We start from the raw sequence: 16,028 nt of genomic DNA, 5'->3' as shown, positions 1-16,028 counted from the left end.
GGTCAGCCGTACGAGGGCTCCGCGCGCATCGCCCACACCAGCAGCTCCGCATCGGTCAGGGCACGGGCCCGCTCACCCCGCGCGCCGGTGATCCGCGCCGCGTCCCCCGCCGTCAGCGTCTCCCCGGCGAGCTCCACCTCGCCCCGCACCACATGCGCGTACACCCAGGGCGCGACCGGCAGCTCCGTCCCCTCCCCGGCGGCCGGCCGCCACACGCCGAGCGCGGCGTCCGCCCGCTCCAGGGCGTACGGCTCGGGGCCCGCCGGGCCGCGCACCACCTCGTACGCGGGCTCGGCGCCCGCGCCCGCCGAGGTGAAGCCGGCCGCCGGGGCCAGCCACATCTGGACGAACGTCAGCGGCTCGCGGCCCTCGTTGCGCTCGCTGTGCCGCACCCCGCCGCCCGCGCTGAGCCGCTGCACATCGCCGGGGCGCACCACGGTGCGGTGTCCGGCGGAGTCCTCGTGGGTGAGCTCGCCCTCGACCACCCAGGTGACGATCTCCAGGTCGCGGTGCGGATGCTCGGCGAAGCCCGCCCCCGGCGCCAGCCGCTCCTCGTTACAGGCCACGAGTGACCCGAATCTCACATTCTCCGGGTCGTAATACCCAGAAAAGGAAAAGGCGTGGCGCGTCTCGATGCCCGCCCCGTGTCCACCCCGGTACCGTTCACCGGCGCGCTGTACCCGCATCATCCGGCCCACGGTACCCACACCCCCGCGCCCGTCACCCGATAAGGCAGTCTTGTCCTCGTGCCAGAACCAGCCGCGAACAGCCCTCATCCGCACAGCGCCACCCTGCGCCGCCTGGAGAAGTCCTCCGGGAAGCTCGCAGCGAGCGCCATCGCCCGCATGGACGAGCAGCTGCCGTGGTACCGCGCGATGCCACCCGAGAACCGGTCCTGGATCGGGCTTGTCGCCCAGGCGGGCATCGCGGCGTTCACCGAGTGGTTCCGGCACCCGGAGGCGCCGCAGGCCATCAGCACCGATGTGTTCGGCACCGCGCCGCGCGAGCTGACCCGGGCGATCACCCTGCGGCAGACCGTCGAGATGGTCCGCACCACGATCGAGGTCATGGAGTCCGCGATCGACGAGGTGGCGGCGCCCGGCGACGAGGCGGTGCTGCGCGAGGCGCTGCTGGTGTACGCGCGGGAGATCGCCTTCGCCACCGCGCAGGTGTACGCGCAGGCGGCCGAGGCCCGGGGCGCGTGGGACGCCCGGCTGGAGTCGCTGGTGGTCAACGCGGTGCTGTCGGGGGAGGCGGACGAGGGCGCGCTGTCCCGCGCCGCCGCCCTGGGCTGGAACTCGCCGGAGCATGTGTGCGTGGTGCTGGGCACGGCGCCCGACGGGGACAGCGAGCTGACCGTGGAGGCGATCCGGCGGGCCGCCCGCCACGCCAAGCTCCAGGTGCTCACCGGTGTCCTCGGCGACCGGCTGGTGGTGGTCGCGGGCGGCTCGGACAATCCGATCCAGGCCGCGAAGGCGCTGATCGGGCCGTTCGCGGCGGGCCCGGTGGTGGCGGGCCCGGTGGTGTCCGACCTGCTGGCCGCGACGAAGTCGGCCGCGGCCGCCGCGGCCGGGCTCAAGGCGTGCACCGCCTGGCCGGACGCACCGCGTCCGGTGCTCGCGGACGATCTTCTTCCGGAACGCGCGATGGCCTCGGACCCGGCCGCGCGTGAGCAGTTGGTGGAGGAGATCTACAGACCGCTGGAAGAGGCGGGCTCCGCCCTGCTGGAAACTCTGAGCGTATATCTGGAACAGGCAAGCAGTCTGGAAGGCGCGGCGCGGATGCTCTTCGTTCACCCGAACACCGTGCGCTACCGGCTACGACGTGTGACCGACGTCACCGGATGGTCTCCCTCCGACGTCCGGTCCGCGTTTACTCTGCGCATAGCCCTGATCCTGGGGCGTCTGACCGACGCGGACCCCCAGGGCTAGGTCTTTGTCGGACTCCAACAATTCCCTACACGGTTCTTCGTCCTTGTCCTCACGGGCGGGCGAGACCAACCACAAGAGAGAGTGTGAGGGTGCTCGTACTCGTCGCTCCCGGCCAGGGCGCCCAGAAGCCCGGCTTTCTGACCCCCTGGCTCGACCTCCCCGGCGTCACCGAACGGTTGACGTGGTGGTCCGCCGTATCCGGCCTGGATCTGATCCACTACGGCACCAAGGCCGACGAGGAGGAGATCCGGGACACCGCCGTCGCCCAGCCGCTGCTGGTGGCCGCGGCACTGGCCTCCGCCCAGGCGCTGTTCTCCGAGGGCGCCGAGGAGTTCCAGGGCTCGCTCGGCGCGACCGCGGGCCACAGCGTCGGTGAGCTCGCGGCGGCCGCGTTCGCCGGTGTGCTCACCGCCGAGACCGCCATGGTGCTGGTCCGCCGGCGAGGTCTCGCCATGGCCGAGGCCGCGGCCCAGGCCGAGACCGGCATGGCCGCGGTGCTCGGCGGCGAGCAGGAGGACGTCGTCGCCCATCTGACCAAGCTCGGGCTGACCCCGGCCAACGTCAACGGCGCCGGCCAGATCGTGGCCGCGGGCACCGCCGAGCAGCTGGCCGCGCTGGCCGAGGACAAGCCGGAAGGGGTGCGCCGGGTCGTCCCGCTGAAGGTGGCGGGCGCGTTCCACACCGACCACATGGCCCCGGCGGTCTCGGCGCTCGAAACCCTGATCGCGGGCGCCCCCGTGGCCGATCCGCGCATCCCCTACGTCTCCAACCGGGACGGACAGGTCGTCACATCCGGCGCTGAGGTCGCCCAGCGCCTGGTCGCCCAGGTGTCCAACCCGGTCCGCTGGGACCTGTGCATGGAGACCTTCCAGCAGCTGGGAGCCACCGCGATCATCGAGGTGGCTCCGGGCGGCACACTCGTCGGTATCGCCAAGCGCGCCCTGCCGGGCGTCAAGACGCTGGCCCTCAAGACTCCCGACGACCTCGAGGCGGCCCGTGCGCTGATCGCCGAGCACGCTGTTCCGGTCGCCGACACCCCGGCCGAATAGGAGCTCCCAGAGCATGACTGCGAAGATCAAGCCCAGCAAGGGCGCCCCGTACGCGCGCATCCTCGGTGTCGGCGGCTACCGTCCGCACCGTGTGGTGCCCAACGAGGAGATCCTCAAGCACATCGACTCCTCCGACGAGTGGATCCGCAGTCGCTCGGGGATCGCCACACGCCACTGGGCCGGGCCGGACGAGACGGTGGCCACGATGTCCGTCGAGGCGGGCGGAAAGGCCATCGCCGCGGCGGGCCTGACGCCGGAGCAGATCGGCGGCGTGATCGTCGCGACCGTCTCCCACTTCAAGCAGACCCCCGCGGTGGCCACCGAGATCGCCCATCTGCTCGGCACGGGCAAGCCGGCCGCCTTCGACGTCTCGGCAGGCTGCGCGGGCTTCGGCTACGGCCTGACCCTCGCCAAGGGCATGGTCACCGACGGCACCGCGGAGTACGTCCTGGTCATCGGCGTGGAGCGGCTCTCGGACCTGACCGACCTGGAGGACCGCTCGACGGCCTTCCTGTTCGGCGACGGCGCGGGTGCCGTGGTCGTCGGCCCGTCCAAGGAGCCCGCCATGGGCCCGACCGTCTGGGGCTCCGAGGGCGACAAGTCCGAGACCATCACCCAGACGCTGCCGTGGGATGTGTACCGCAACCAGAAGGCCGACGAGGTACGCTTCCCCGCGCTCACCCAGGAGGGCCAGGCCGTCTTCCGCTGGGCGGTCTTCGAGATGGCCAAGGTCGCCCAGCAGGCCCTCGACGAGGCCGGGGTCAGCCCCCAGGACCTCGATGTCTTCATCCCCCACCAGGCCAACATGCGGATCATCGACTCGATGGTCAAAACCCTTGATCTGCCGGAACACGTCACGGTCGCCCGTGACGTGGAGACCACCGGCAACACCTCGGCCGCCTCCATCCCGCTCGCCATGGAGCGGCTGTTGGCGACCGGGCAGGCGAAGAGCGGCGACACCGCGCTCGTCATCGGCTTCGGGGCGGGTCTCGTGTACGCAGCGACGGTCGTTACCCTCCCTTAGTCAAGATCCTTAACGCAGCCCCGAACAGCTCGGACGCTGCGCACTCACCGCAATCACCGAAGAAGGAGCGCCGCAATGGCCGCCACCCAGGAAGAGATCCTCAAGGGTCTCGCCGACATCGTCAACGAGATCGCCGGCATCCCGACCGAGGACGTCCAGCTGGACAAGTCCTTCACGGACGACCTGGACGTCGACTCGCTGTCCATGGTCGAGGTCGTCGTCGCCGCCGAAGAGCGCTTCGACGTCAAGATCCCGGACGACGACGTCAAGAACCTCAAGACCGTCGGCGACGCCGCCGACTACATCCTCAAGCACCAGGGCTGAGCCCGAGCGCTTGTCGCCACCCGAGCGGTGGCAGGTCCAGCACCTTCTCTCCACGTAAAGTAGGAAATCCTGTGAGCTCGACCAATCGCACCGTGGTCGTCACCGGTGTTGGTGCCACGACGCCGCTGGGTGGCGACACCGCCTCCACCTGGGAGGGACTGCTCGCCGGGCGTTCTGGCGTCCGTCTCCTCGAAGAGGACTGGGCGGCCGATCTGCCGGTCCGCATCGCCGCGCGGATCGCGGTGGAACCAGGCACCGTCATCCCGCGTCCGCACGCCCGCAAGCTCGACCGCTCGGCGCAGTTCGCGCTGATCGCGGCCCGTGAGGCCTGGGCGGACGCCGGCTTCACCGCCAGGGCGGGCGAGGACCCGACGGTCGACCCCGACCGGCTCGGCGCGGTCGTGGCCTCCGGCATCGGCGGTGTGACCACCCTCCTCGACCAGCACGACGTGCTGCGCGAGAAGGGCGTCCGCAAGGTGTCCCCGCACACCGTGCCGATGCTGATGCCCAACGGCCCCGCGGCCAACGTCGGCCTTGAGGTCGGCGCCCGTGCCGGTGTCCACACCCCGGTCAGCGCCTGTGCGTCGGGCGCGGAGGCCATCGGCTACGCCATCGAGATGATCCGCACCGGCCGCGCCGACGTGGTCATCGCGGGCGGCACCGAGGCGGCCATCCACCCGCTGCCCATCGTGGCCTTCGGCAACATGATGGCGATGTCGAAGAACAACGAGGACCCGCAGGGCGCCTCGCGGCCGTACGACACCGACCGCAACGGCTTTGTGATGGGCGAGGGCGCCGGCATCGTCGTCCTGGAGTCGGCCGACCACGCCGCCCGCCGCGGCGCGCGGGTCTACGCCGAGGCCGTCGGCCAGGGCATCTCGGCCGACGCGCACCACATCACCCAGCCGGAGCCGTCCGGCAACGGCATCGCCCACGCCCTCCAGAACCTGGTCGACTCCACCGAGCTCAAGCCGGCCGAGATCGTGCACGTTAACGCGCACGCGACCTCGACCCCGCAGGGCGATGTGGCGGAGCTGAAGGCGCTGCGCAAGGTCTTCGGCCACGACGTCGACCACATGGCGATCTCCGCCACCAAGTCGATGACCGGTCACCTGCTCGGTGGCGCGGGCGGCGTGGAGACGGTGGCCACGGTGCTGGCCCTGTACCACCGGCTGGCCCCGCCGACGATCAACCTCGACAGCCTCGACCCCGAGGCGGACGGCGACATCGTGCGCGGCGAACCCCGCCCCCTCCCGGCGGGCACCATCGCGGCGCTCAACGACTCGTTCGGCTTCGGCGGCCACAACGTGGTCCTGGCCTTCCGCACGGTCTGACCCCTCGGGGCTCCGCCCCGGACCCCGGTCCTCAAGCGCCGGACGGGCTAGTTCCAGCCCGTCCGGCGCTTGAGGACACGCCCGAAGGGCGTCCGGGGGTCTGGGGGCTTGCCCCCAGTTTCGGGAAGCGGCGGGTAGGGGACAAGGCCCGCCGCAGGCGCGGCGCGTCAGCCGAAGCTCGCGAAGTACGACGCCACCATGTCCTCCTCGCCATGCCCAAGCTCCGCCGCCCTCCGAAACCGCTCCGCCCCCGCGGCCACCACATCCATCCGCACCCCGGCCCCCTCCCCCGCCTCGACGATCAGCCGCGCGTCCTTCTCCGCGGTCCTGGTCGCGAAGCTGGCCTCCAGGCGGCCGCCCAGCAACTGGTCCGACTTGGCCCGCAGATAGCCCATGTCCAGCGACCCGCCCGCGACGGCGTCCAGGAAGGCGCGCGGGTCCACGCCGAGCCCTTTGGCGAGGGCGAGCGCCTCGGCGGTGCCGTGGGTGACGGTGAGCACCCAGCTGTTGGCCACCAGCTTGAGCCGGCTGGCCGCCCCTTCCTCGCCGTTGTCGCCCACCCACAGGGTCCGGCTGCCGATCCCCTCGAAGACGGGGGCCAGGACCGTACGGGCCGACTCCGGGCCCGCGGCGAGCACCAGCAGCTGTCCGCTCTCGGCGGGCTGCTTGGTGCCCAGTACGGGGGCGTCGACGAAGACCAGCCCGCTCTCCCGGGCGAACGCGGCGAGGGCGTCGAGGCCGCCGAGGCCGGCGGTGGTGGACTGGGACCACACCATGCCGGGGCGCAGCGCCGGGGCGGCCTGCCGCATCGCGTCGAGGGCGGCCGGGCCGTCGTACAGCATGGTGAGGACGGCGTCTGCGCCGTCCACGGCCTCGGCGGGGGTGTCGGCGACGCGCACGCCGTGGGCGGCGAGCCCCTCGGCCTTGCTCCGGGTGCGGTTCCACGCGCGGACCTCGAGCCCGGCCCCGGCGAGGTTACGGGCCATGGGGAAGCCCATGATGCCGGTGCCGAGGACCGCGATGGATCGGGCGGGACGGGGGGTGGGGAGGTTCTCGGTCGTCATGGCTGAACGCTAGGGCCTGGAGCGGACTCCAGGGCAAGGACGGGCCGGGTGACGTGCCGTGCTCAGACCACCTGGTGGAGCCAGCGGACGGGCGCGCCCTCCCCCGCGTAGCGGAAGGGCTCCAGCTCGTCGTCCCAGGGCTTGCCGAGCAGCTTGGCGACCTCGGCGTGCAGATCGCTCTCCCCGCGCGCCGAGCGCGCGAGCGCGGCGCGCAGCCGGTCCTCGGGGATCAGGATGTCGCCGTGCATGCCGGTGACGGCGTGGAAGATGCCGAGGTCGGGGGTGGAGCTGTAGCGCTCGCCCTCGGCCGTGGCGCACGGCTCGGCGGTCGCCTCGAAGCGCAGCAGGTGCCAGCCGCGGAGCGCGGAGGCCAGTTTGGAGGCGGTGCCGACCTCGCCCTGCCAGGAGAACTCGGCGCGCCAAGTGCCGGAAGCGGCGGGCTGCTTGATCCAGTCGAGGGTTACGCGCACGCCGAGTACGCCCGCGATGGCCCATTCGACGTGTGGGCACAGCGCGCGCGGAGCGGAGTGCACGTACAGAACTCCACGTGTCGTCACCTGGGCCTCCTGTGCGGTTCGAGGTACGCCTTCCCCAGCGGCCTCGTGCCCGTATCGGTGACGCCCGGGACAGCACTAGACATTCTGCCCTAATGATCACCCTCGCACCAGCCCCGAGGTTACCAGCAGTGAAATTTCTCGGGCAGAATCCTTATGAAAACGGACAGCATGTGACGCCGGGTAACTTAGCCGTACCGGAACGCTCCCGCTCCCGCCAGGGGCGGAGCTCAACTGGCACGGGAAAAAGCTACCGCGCGGCGCGACCGGAGGAGTGACGTACCGTCGGTCCTGGACAGAATCACCCAACAGTCGGAGGGGGAACAGCCATGCGGGGCAGCGCAGCACGCCGGGTCCGGCCGACGCTCACGGCCACGTCCGCGCCCACCACCACGACCACGACCCGTACCGCCACCCGTACCGCCGTCGCCGTGCTCACAGCCGGCGCCGTGCTCGCGTCGGGGGGTTGTTTCGGCGGCTCCGACGACGCCTCCCACCCGGGCGGCCCACGGGGCGGCAAGCGCCCCGCCGCCAAGCCCAGCGTCCTGTGGAACACCAAGCCCGGCTCCATCGCCTCCCTCGGGGACTCCATCACCCGTGGCTTCGACGCCTGCTCGGTGCTGTCCGACTGCCCCGAGGTGTCCTGGTCCACCGGGACGGAGGTGAACAGCCTCGCCCGCCGGCTGCTCCCCGCCTCCTCCCGTTCCGGCGCGCGCAGCTGGAACTACGCCAAGACGGGCGCGGTGATGTCCGATCTGTCCGGGCAGATCCAGTCGGCCGTCGGCCACAAGCCGGAGCTGGTGACCGTCCTGATCGGCGCCAACGACGCCTGCCGGGACTCGGTCGACGACATGACCCCGACGGCCGCGTTCCAGGCCGCCTTCGACGCCGCGCTCAAGACGCTGCGCCGCGAACTGCCCAAGACCCAGGTGTATGTGGCCAGCGTGCCCGACCTGAAGCGGCTGTGGTCCGAGGGGCGCAAGAACGTGCTGGGCCGGCAGATCTGGAAGCTGGGGATCTGCCCGTCGATGCTGAAGGACGCCGACGCCACCGACCCGGCGGCGGTGGAGCGGCGCCGCCGGGTGGAGAACCGGGTGGACGAGTACAACACCGCGCTGAAGTCCGTCTGCGCCCAGGACGCGCTGTGCCGGTACGACGGCGCGGTGCACAACTACCAGTTCTCGGAGGACGAGTTGAGCCGGTGGGACTGGTTCCACCCGAGCAAGGAGGGCCAGCAGCAGCTCGCCGACATGGCCTACCGCCGCATCACTGCGCCATAACCGGGCTCGGTTCTCCCCCAGCTACCGCTGGGAGGTGCCCCCGCCGGGGCGCTACAGCCTCCCCCAGCCTTCGGCCGGGGGTGCCCCCTGTCGACGGTCGACCGTGCTCGGCCCTCCACGCGGCGGTAGCCGCATATTGACGGCAGCCTCAGGGCCTCCGCGCGCTCTCCACTTTCACCGTGACATCAGCGCCTCCGGCGCGGGCGGCCGCGCCCCTTCGGCTCACTCGCCGGTCACCGGCACCCGCACGGACAGGGGGCGGTCGGCGACACTGCGGCCCGCCTGCGCGGCGTATGCGCCGGGGACCAGCCGCCACGCGTGCGCCGCCTCGTCCCAGACCTCCGCGGCCCGGCGCGGCAGCACGATGTCGGCGCGGGCCCGCTCGCCCGGCCCGGCGGTGACGGAGGCGAACCCGGCGAGGCGGCGCACCGGGCGCTCCTCGCCGTCGCCCTCGGGCACCGCGAGATAGACCTGGACCACCTCCCGGCCCGCCCGCGCCCCGGTGTTGCGGACCTCGACGGTGAGCGTGCCCAGAGTGTCGCCGCCCGGCTCCGCCGCCGGGGTGAACTCGGCCGACTCGTAGGTCCATTCGGTGTACCCGAGGCCGTGGCCGAACCAGTACGCGGGGGCCGGAGCGTCCTGCGGCCGCTGTGCCGCGCGCCGCTCCCAGGCGCGGTAGCCGATGAACACGCCCTCGTCGTAGCACAGCCGGCCGTCCGTCGGCCGGACCCGGGTCACCGGGGCGTCGGCCAGCCGGGCCGGCCAGGTGGTGGGCAGCCGGCCGCCGGGCTCCTCGGCGCCGAGCAGGACGTCCGCGAGCGCGAGGCCCGCGTCCTGGCCCGGGAACCAGCTCAGCAGCACCGCGGCGACGTCCTCGCGCCATGGCATCTCCACCGGCGAACCGGAGTTGACGACCACGACGGTAGGGGTGCCGGTCGCGGCCACGCGCCGTACCAGCTCGTCCTGACGGCCCGGCAGCCGCAGATCGGAACGGTCGAAGCCCTCGCTCTCGACGCGCTCGGTGGTGGCGACCACCACCACGGCGACCTCGGCGGCCGCCGCTGCCGCCACGGCCTCCTCGATCAGCTCGTCGGCGTCGCGCTCGGGGGCGCGGTGCATCAGGCCGAGGACAACGGCCTGCAGCGGCGCGTCCTTGATCTTGACGACCACGCAGGTGAGGCTGATCCGTACGGGCTTGTCCGCCGTCAGCTCGGCGGTCGCGCGCGGCTCGGGCTCGCCGAAGAACGCCTCGAAGGGGTCGCGCGCATCCTCCATCATGTCCTGCACCCCGTCGTAGAGCACCTTGCCGTCGACGGTCAGCCGGAACCTGCCGAGGCCCCGGGTGCCGAAAGTGTGGCGGCCGGATTCGCGCGGGGTGAAGGTGCCGGTGATCTCGACGGTGTGCAGCTCCTCGTACGTCACCCCCGCCGGGAAGTCGCCGAGCCAGCGCACCTCCCCGTTGGGCAGCCGCGACTCCCCCAGCGTCCGGCCGTCCTCGGCGCGTACGGTGGCGCTCAGCTCGAACCCCTGGGACGCCGGGGCGAGTTCATCGGTGGGGTCGGCGCCGACGGCGTAGGTCAGCACGTCCGGGGGCAGGGCGGCGCGCAGCCCCTCCAGCGGCGAGACGACGCGCTCGGGGAAGACCTGGGCGGAGCCGCCGCCGAGCACCCGGGCGTCGCGGGCCGCCGCGCCGAGCAGCGCGACGCTCGTCAGGCGGGCGGGGTCGAGCGGCAGGGCGGGGCGACCCCGCCCAGGTGTCGCGGGCTCGTTGCGCAGCAGCACGAAGGAGCGCCGGGCGATCTCACGGGCCAGGGCCTCGCCGGCAGCGTTATCAATGGGCTCGGGCCGGTCGGCGGCGGCCACCGCCGGGTCCGCACCGTCCAGCGCGCCGACGCGGGCGGCGAGGGTCAGCACGCGGCGCACCGCCTCGTCCACATCGGCCTCGGGGACCTCCCCGGCCCGTACGGCGGCGGCCAGCGCCTCGCCGTAGACGGTGCGCGGCCCCGGCATGGCGACGTCGAGCCCGCCGAGCAGGTCCCGTACGGTGTCGCGGGCGGCCAGCCAGTCGGAGACGATGAAGCCGTCGAACCCCCACTCGCCGCGCAGCACCCCCTGCTGCAGCTCGCGGTGCTCGGTCATGGTCGAGCCGTTGACGCCGTTGTAGGCGGCCATGACGCCCCAGGGGCGGGCGTTCTTGACGATGGCTTCGAAGGGGGCCAGGTACAGCTCGCGCAGGGCGCGGGCGCTGACCCTGTTGTCGACGGTGAAGCGCTCGGTCTCGGCGTCGTTGGCGACGAAGTGCTTGACGGTGGTGCCCACCCCGCCCTCCTGGACGCCGGTCACATAGCCGGTGCCGATCTCGCCGGTGAGGTACGGGTCCTCGCTGTACGCCTCGAAGTGGCGGCCGCCCAGCGGCGAGCGGTGCAGGTTGACCGTCGGCGCCAGCAGCACGTGCACGCCCTTGCGGCGCGCCTCCTGGGCGAGGAGGTGGCCGGCGCGGCGGGCGAGGGCGGGGTCCCAGGTGGCGGCCAGGGCGGTGGGGCTGGGCAGGGCGATGGACGGGTCGTCGGCGCTCCAGTGCACCCCGCGCACGCCGATCGGGCCGTCCGACATCACCAGCGACCGCAGCCCGATCTCGGGGACGGCGGGCAGCGACCACATGTCCTGGCCGGAGAGCAGCCGCGCCTTGGTGTCCAGATCGAGCTTGCCGAGCGCGTTCTCCACGGCCTTCACCGCGCCACCTCCTGATCAGTGCTGACGGTTCAGGCCATGGTGGCCGTAACCGCCCGCGATGACCTGTAGCCAGGTAGGTATAGTTATCTTTTCGTTATGCGATTTCGGCTGGCCGCGCCGATCCGGGAATGCCGTACGGTCGGGCGACGGCATATGACAAACGGCACGAGCGGGAAGGCGGAGACGGCGATGGCCGAGGGGACGCGGGGCGGCGGGGGTGGCCGGGGTGGTGGCGGCCACGGCGGCCGCGGCCCCGGCGGCACCAGACGCGGGGCGCGCGGCGGGGAGCGGCGCGCCGAGATCGTACGCTGCGCGCTCGAGGTCATCGCCGAGCGCGGCTACCGGGGCGCCACCCTGGGCGCGGTCGCCGAGCGCGTCGGCCTGACCCAGCAGGGCCTGCTCCACTACTTCCCCACCAAGGAGTCGCTGCTCGTCGCGGTGCTCGAGGAGCGCGACCAGTGGGACACCGGCTCGGCGCGGAAGGGCGAGTCGGGCGCCTGGCCGCTGGATCTGCTCGCCTCGCTGGTGGAGTACAACGCCATGCGGCCGGGCATCGTGCAGACCTTCTCCGCCCTCCTCGGCGAGAGCGTCACCGAGGACCACCCGGCCCGCGAGTACTTCACCCGGCGCTATGAGCATGTGCGCGCCGACATGGCGGCCACCCTCCGCGGCGAGTTCGGCGACCGGCTGCCCGGCGGGCTCACGCCCGAGGAGGCCGCGCCACTGCTGGTGGCGGTGATGGACGGGCTCCAGTACCAGTGGCTGCACGACCCGGAGGCGCTGGACATGCCCGCCGCCTTCCGCTCCTTCCTCACCCTGCTGGGGCAGTCGGCGCCGCCGCGCGGCTGACGCCCGTCGTCGTCACCCCGCTCAGCCGATGAACGCCACATCCGGGTGGCGCGGGGACGGCCCGTCCAGCAGCGGCCGGTGCAGCCCGCGCAGATGCCGGTCGAAGAACGCCGTGAGGTACGCCCGCCGGCTCGCCGAGAAACGGGCCGGGTCCACGGTGCCGATCATCTGCTTCCGCAGCCCCTCCGGCAGCGTCAGGCGCTCGGCGAGGGCGGGGAGGACGATCTCGTAGTCGGTGAACGAGTTGTGCTCGGCCGTCCGTGTCCACAGGTCGCGCTTCCAGCCCGTGGAGTTCTGCCACAGCGCCCGCCACGACGGCGAGTGTTCATGGGTGTGCGGCAGCCGCTCCGACTTGGTGTCCAGCCACGCGCCCATCAGCAGAAACGGCCGGTCGAGCCCGCTGTGCGCGACCGGCAGCAGCAGATCGGGGTCCGCCCAGTCGTAACCGAGCGGCCCGTCCAGGTTGACCCCGGCGCGGATCCGCCGGTCCAGCCGCATGGCCTCCGCCGTCGTCATGCCGCCGAGCGAGTGGCCGAACATCCCGACCCGCCCCATGTCCAGCGCCGCGCCCAGCCCGCCGGGCAGCCGGCGCCGTCCGGCGTCCGGGTTGTCGCCGCGCGCCAGCGCCTCCAGCCGGTCCAGCACGAACCGGACATCGGCCACGCGCACCTCCAGCACGGTCTTGTTCCGCTCGGCCACCGGCTCGATCTTGCCGATCTCCGACGACGCCTCGACGACCCTGCCGCCCGGGAACTCCACCGCGTGTGCCTCGTAGGTCGGGTCGACGGTCACCACGACATAGCCCCGCGAGGCCAGTTCCGCCACCGCGTCGGTGTCCAGCGTGCGCTCGTTGTACATCCCGGGCGAGTACAGCACCACGGGCCTGGGCCCCAGCCCGGGCGCCACATCCATCCCCTCGCGGGCGTGCGTGGTGAACCCGGCCCAGTCGACGGCACCGGGCTCGATCCGGAGGATCCGCGCGGCGCCCGCCCCGAACGCCGCGGCCGCGCCCGCCCGCATATACGGGGCCGAGGCCCCGTCCGCCCCCTGCCGCGCCGGGTACCACACGCTCACCATGAGCTCCCGGTCCCCGGGCCCCCACCGCTCCTTCCGCCCCTGGTCCACGAGGTGCAGCTCGGTCATCCCGACCGGGTGGCGGCCGGTGGGCGCGGGCAACTCGACCCGTACGGCGTCGCCGTCGCGCGCCTGTTCTGTGCCGCCCTTGCGGCCCTTGCCGGGGGTCACCGCTCCGGAGGCGAGGGAGGCGGACCCGAGGGCCACCGCGGCCCCCGTGGCGGCCAGGCCGCCGATCAGTTGACGCCGTGAGAGCCGCGACGCGGCGGAAGTCATGAATCGCATGTCCCGACTCTGGCCCGGCGCCGGGCCCCCGCCCCACTGCCGATCGCCAGGTCCGTATCCGACTTTCGTCGGGATACCCGCGACACCACTCGAACTCACGCCCGACCGTGCGAGGATGACGCCATGACGACAAGTGGCCCAGAGGCCGACAGACCGACGGCCCCGGCCGCACCCCGTAGGTCGCCCCTTCGCCACCGGGCCGCGCTGGCCACGACGGCGGGCCTGCTCGGCCTGCTCACCGCCTGCGGCACCAAGCCCGCCTCCGAGTCGGTCGCGGCGCCCGCCCCGCCGCCCGCCCCCGTCGCCCCCGACCGCCTCCAGGACGGCCCCCGCTACGGCGACCTGACGACCGCCACCCCCACCGCGCCGCCCACCTGCTCACCGGCCGGCGTGTCCGTCCGGGGCGAGGAGCCGAGCGCCGCGATGGGCCTGCGCGTCATGACCCTGGAGCTGGTCAACTGCGGCAAGAAGACGTACACGCTGAACGGCTATCCGGCCATCCGCGTCCTGGACGAGGACGGAAAGGCACTGGACATCCGCGTCAGCCACGGGTCCGCGGGCATCGCCACCCTCGACAACTTCGACGCCGCTCCGCGGCCGGTCACGCTGCGGCCCGGCGAGAAGGCGGTGGCGGGCCTGGCGTGGCGGAACACCGTGACCGACGCGACGACCCCGGCCGTCACCGGCAGCCAGGTGGAGGTCACTCCGGCCACGGGGCGCCCCGCGCACACGGTGACCGAAATGCTCGACCTCGGCAACACCGGCAAACTGGGCGTAAGCCCCTGGTCCGCCCCGGAGGAGACGTCCTCGACCAGCCCGTCTCCCGGACAGAGCGCCTGGACCACCACGCGGTAGACAAGGGCGGTTCGCCGGCTTCGCCACGCTCGCGGACTGGCTCGCACGAGAAGGGTAGCCAACGGGCGTCGGCTACCCCCGCCGCTCAGTCGCCGTCGATCTCGACGTCGATGCCCATGTCCTCCAGGGCGTCTTCCAGCTCGTCGAGCACCTCGTGGACCTCGTCCTCCTGGTGATCGGACACGGTGGTGGTCCGCCTTTCTCATAAGAAACGCACAAGGGCCCCGCGGCTGCGAGACCGCCCGCATCATACGCAAGGCCCTTCGGCGACAGCGCAGTTGGCACGCCTCCCGAGAGGCCTCCCGGGGACGGGCTCACCCGACCGCCGCCCACACCGTACGGGCCACGGCCGGCGCGAACTCCGCCACCGGCTGCACCGCGTCCTCGCCCGAGAAGTGCAGAAAGAACGCCCGCTGGAAACAGGCGCCGAGCAGCAGCGCGGCAGCGGCGCGCGGGTCGGCGTCGGCCCGGATCCGCCCGCGTTCGCGCTCCCGCCGCAGATGGCCGGTCAGCGCCTCCAGCACCATGTGCGGGCCCCTGCCGATCTGCTGGATGCCGTCCCGGTGGCGGTTGAGCAGCGCCGGCTCCGCGAAGAGGGAGGCCGCCATCGGCATGGCGTCGGCGTAGAAGAGCGAGGCGTGGCGGGCGATCTCCGCCAGGCGCTCCTCGACGGTGCGCTCCCCCGGGTCGCCGGTGAGCGCGGCGAGAAGTGGCCCGGCGTTGGGCGAGCGCTCGGTGAGCACCCGCACGAACAACTCCTCCTTGTTCGCGAAGTGCTTGTAGAGCGCCGCCTCCGAGCAGCCCGCCTCGCGTGCGATGGCCTTGGTGGTGGCGTTGGCCAGTCCGGTGGTGCGCATCAGCTTCTCGGCGGCGTCCAGCAGACGCTCCGGGGTGGGCCGATTTGACTTCGGGGTGAGCATTCACTCACCCTACCGGAGACGGGGGTGAGTAAGTGCTCACTCACCCCCCTTGCCCCTGAAGGGAACCCCATGAAGCTCACCGTGTTCGGCGCCACCGGCGGCGTCGGCCGTCACGTCGTGCAGCAGGCCCTCGACTCGGGACACCAGGTGACCGCGGTGGTGCGCGACCCCGCGCGGCTGCCCGTCCCCGCCCATCCGCGGCTCGAGGTGGTCACCGTCCCCGACCTCACCCACCACGAGCCACTGCTCCCCCACGTGGCCAGCCGGGACGCGGTGATCTCCGCCGTGGGCCCGACGAACAACGCACAGGCCAAGAGCACCCCCATCGCCGGCACCGCCCTGCGCGCGATCGCCACGGCCATGGACCAGGCGGGCGTACGCCGGCTGTCGGCCATCAGCGCCGCCCCGGTCGGCCCCGTGGCCGAGGGCGAGGGCGCGCTCACCCGCGTGATGGTCTATCCGCTGCTGCGCAGGATGCTGCGAGACCTCTACGCGGACCTGGCGGCCATGGAGCAGGCGATCAGCGCGAGCAACACGCAGTGGACCGTCGTACGGCCGCCCAAGCTCACGGACAAGCCCCACACGGGCACGTATCGGCGCGTGATCGACGACAACGTCCCGGGCGGCATGACCATCAGCCGCGCCGATGTGGCGGACGCGCTGCTGACCTGCCTGGCCGACCCGGACACGGTGCGCCACACGGTGGGGATCGCCAACTGAACCTGCGCCACGCCGGATGACACCATGAGCGC

15 protein-coding genes are annotated in these 16,028 nt (G+C 72.7%); 9 read left to right on the top strand and 6 right to left on the bottom strand.

The window, feature by feature from the left end:
* Positions 1 to 2: 2 nt before the first annotated feature.
* Complete coding sequence (locus tag ACH4S9_RS04480; RefSeq protein WP_361188324.1) at positions 3 to 686, bottom strand: pirin family protein; 684 nt, start codon at positions 684 to 686, stop codon at positions 3 to 5.
* Between the two features lie 60 nt (positions 687 to 746).
* Between ACH4S9_RS04480 and ACH4S9_RS04475 the strand changes: the two genes are divergently transcribed.
* From ACH4S9_RS04475 to fabF, 5 genes are all read left to right on the top strand, one after another.
* The gene (locus tag ACH4S9_RS04475; protein WP_398369756.1) at positions 747 to 1,931 is read left to right on the top strand and encodes a PucR family transcriptional regulator; all 1,185 of its coding nucleotides are present in this window, start codon (positions 747 to 749) and stop codon (positions 1,929 to 1,931) included.
* 89 nt (positions 1,932 to 2,020) lie between these two features.
* Entirely contained in the window at positions 2,021 to 2,980 is a 960-nt protein-coding gene (locus tag ACH4S9_RS04470; protein WP_311722751.1) for an ACP S-malonyltransferase, read from the top strand.
* Positions 2,981 to 2,993: 13 nt separating this feature from the next.
* Complete coding sequence (locus ACH4S9_RS04465; RefSeq protein WP_398369753.1) at positions 2,994 to 4,004, top strand: ketoacyl-ACP synthase III; 1,011 nt, start codon at positions 2,994 to 2,996, stop codon at positions 4,002 to 4,004.
* 75 nt (positions 4,005 to 4,079) lie between these two features.
* Positions 4,080 to 4,328, top strand: coding sequence for an acyl carrier protein (locus tag ACH4S9_RS04460; protein WP_311722749.1), 249 nt, complete (start codon positions 4,080 to 4,082; stop codon positions 4,326 to 4,328).
* A 71-nt stretch (positions 4,329 to 4,399) separates the two neighbouring features.
* Positions 4,400 to 5,662 (top strand): beta-ketoacyl-ACP synthase II, encoded by a 1,263-nt coding sequence (gene fabF, locus ACH4S9_RS04455; protein WP_311722748.1) that lies wholly within the window; start codon positions 4,400 to 4,402, stop codon positions 5,660 to 5,662.
* A gap of 167 nt (positions 5,663 to 5,829) precedes the next feature.
* Here fabF and ACH4S9_RS04450 read toward each other — a convergent pair whose 3' ends face one another.
* Positions 5,830 to 6,726 carry an NAD(P)-dependent oxidoreductase gene (locus ACH4S9_RS04450; RefSeq protein ID WP_398369749.1) on the bottom strand — a complete coding sequence of 299 codons (897 nt, stop codon included), beginning with the start codon at positions 6,724 to 6,726 and terminating at the stop codon, positions 5,830 to 5,832.
* Positions 6,727 to 6,788: 62 nt separating this feature from the next.
* Complete coding sequence (locus ACH4S9_RS04445; RefSeq protein WP_311722746.1) at positions 6,789 to 7,283, bottom strand: DUF3145 domain-containing protein; 495 nt, start codon at positions 7,281 to 7,283, stop codon at positions 6,789 to 6,791.
* A 326-nt stretch (positions 7,284 to 7,609) separates the two neighbouring features.
* Between ACH4S9_RS04445 and ACH4S9_RS04440 the strand changes: the two genes are divergently transcribed.
* Complete coding sequence (locus ACH4S9_RS04440; protein ID WP_398369746.1) at positions 7,610 to 8,560, top strand: SGNH/GDSL hydrolase family protein; 951 nt, start codon at positions 7,610 to 7,612, stop codon at positions 8,558 to 8,560.
* A 222-nt stretch (positions 8,561 to 8,782) separates the two neighbouring features.
* Here ACH4S9_RS04440 and ACH4S9_RS04435 read toward each other — a convergent pair whose 3' ends face one another.
* The gene (locus ACH4S9_RS04435; protein ID WP_398370507.1) at positions 8,783 to 11,284 is read right to left on the bottom strand and encodes a glycoside hydrolase family 3 protein; all 2,502 of its coding nucleotides are present in this window, start codon (positions 11,282 to 11,284) and stop codon (positions 8,783 to 8,785) included.
* 162 nt (positions 11,285 to 11,446) lie between these two features.
* On the opposite strand from ACH4S9_RS04435, the gene ACH4S9_RS04430 reads away from it, so the two are divergent.
* Positions 11,447 to 12,142, top strand: coding sequence for a TetR/AcrR family transcriptional regulator (locus ACH4S9_RS04430; protein WP_398369744.1), 696 nt, complete (start codon positions 11,447 to 11,449; stop codon positions 12,140 to 12,142).
* A 21-nt stretch (positions 12,143 to 12,163) separates the two neighbouring features.
* Here ACH4S9_RS04430 and ACH4S9_RS04425 read toward each other — a convergent pair whose 3' ends face one another.
* Complete coding sequence (locus ACH4S9_RS04425) at positions 12,164 to 13,501, bottom strand: alpha/beta hydrolase family protein (RefSeq protein ID WP_398369742.1); 1,338 nt, start codon at positions 13,499 to 13,501, stop codon at positions 12,164 to 12,166.
* Between the two features lie 123 nt (positions 13,502 to 13,624).
* Between ACH4S9_RS04425 and ACH4S9_RS04420 the strand changes: the two genes are divergently transcribed.
* Complete coding sequence (locus ACH4S9_RS04420) at positions 13,625 to 14,356, top strand: DUF4232 domain-containing protein (protein WP_361192691.1); 732 nt, start codon at positions 13,625 to 13,627, stop codon at positions 14,354 to 14,356.
* A 314-nt stretch (positions 14,357 to 14,670) separates the two neighbouring features.
* On the opposite strand, the gene ACH4S9_RS04415 is transcribed toward ACH4S9_RS04420, so the two are convergent.
* Positions 14,671 to 15,276 carry a TetR family transcriptional regulator gene (locus ACH4S9_RS04415; protein WP_361192694.1) on the bottom strand — a complete coding sequence of 202 codons (606 nt, stop codon included), beginning with the start codon at positions 15,274 to 15,276 and terminating at the stop codon, positions 14,671 to 14,673.
* Between the two features lie 69 nt (positions 15,277 to 15,345).
* On the opposite strand from ACH4S9_RS04415, the gene ACH4S9_RS04410 reads away from it, so the two are divergent.
* A complete protein-coding gene (locus ACH4S9_RS04410) occupies positions 15,346 to 15,996 on the top strand; it encodes an NAD(P)-dependent oxidoreductase (protein ID WP_398369739.1) in 651 nt (216 codons plus the stop codon).
* Positions 15,997 to 16,028 lie beyond the last annotated feature (32 nt).

The organism is Streptomyces sp. NPDC021225, assembly GCF_044332865.1.
Taxonomy (GTDB): Bacteria; Actinomycetota; Actinomycetes; order Streptomycetales; family Streptomycetaceae; genus Streptomyces.
This window is presented reverse-complemented; position numbering and strand designations above follow the sequence as displayed.

What these genes read in the sequence shown, in the direction of transcription:
- ACH4S9_RS04420 (WP_361192691.1), top strand. Translation starts at nt 13,625, where the DNA reads ATGACGACAAGTGGCCCAGAGGCCGACAGACCGACGGCCCCGGCCGCA.
- ACH4S9_RS04480 (WP_361188324.1), bottom strand. Translation starts at nt 686, where the DNA reads ATGCGGGTACAGCGCGCCGGTGAACGGTACCGGGGTGGACACGGGGCG.
- ACH4S9_RS04415 (WP_361192694.1), bottom strand. Translation starts at nt 15,276, where the DNA reads ATGCTCACCCCGAAGTCAAATCGGCCCACCCCGGAGCGTCTGCTGGAC.
- ACH4S9_RS04440 (WP_398369746.1), top strand. Translation starts at nt 7,610, where the DNA reads ATGCGGGGCAGCGCAGCACGCCGGGTCCGGCCGACGCTCACGGCCACG.
- ACH4S9_RS04425 (WP_398369742.1), bottom strand. Translation starts at nt 13,501, where the DNA reads ATGCGATTCATGACTTCCGCCGCGTCGCGGCTCTCACGGCGTCAACTG.
- ACH4S9_RS04410 (WP_398369739.1), top strand. Translation starts at nt 15,346, where the DNA reads ATGAAGCTCACCGTGTTCGGCGCCACCGGCGGCGTCGGCCGTCACGTC.
- ACH4S9_RS04450 (WP_398369749.1), bottom strand. Translation starts at nt 6,726, where the DNA reads ATGACGACCGAGAACCTCCCCACCCCCCGTCCCGCCCGATCCATCGCG.
- ACH4S9_RS04460 (WP_311722749.1), top strand. Translation starts at nt 4,080, where the DNA reads ATGGCCGCCACCCAGGAAGAGATCCTCAAGGGTCTCGCCGACATCGTC.
- ACH4S9_RS04465 (WP_398369753.1), top strand. Translation starts at nt 2,994, where the DNA reads ATGACTGCGAAGATCAAGCCCAGCAAGGGCGCCCCGTACGCGCGCATC.
- ACH4S9_RS04430 (WP_398369744.1), top strand. Translation starts at nt 11,447, where the DNA reads ATGACAAACGGCACGAGCGGGAAGGCGGAGACGGCGATGGCCGAGGGG.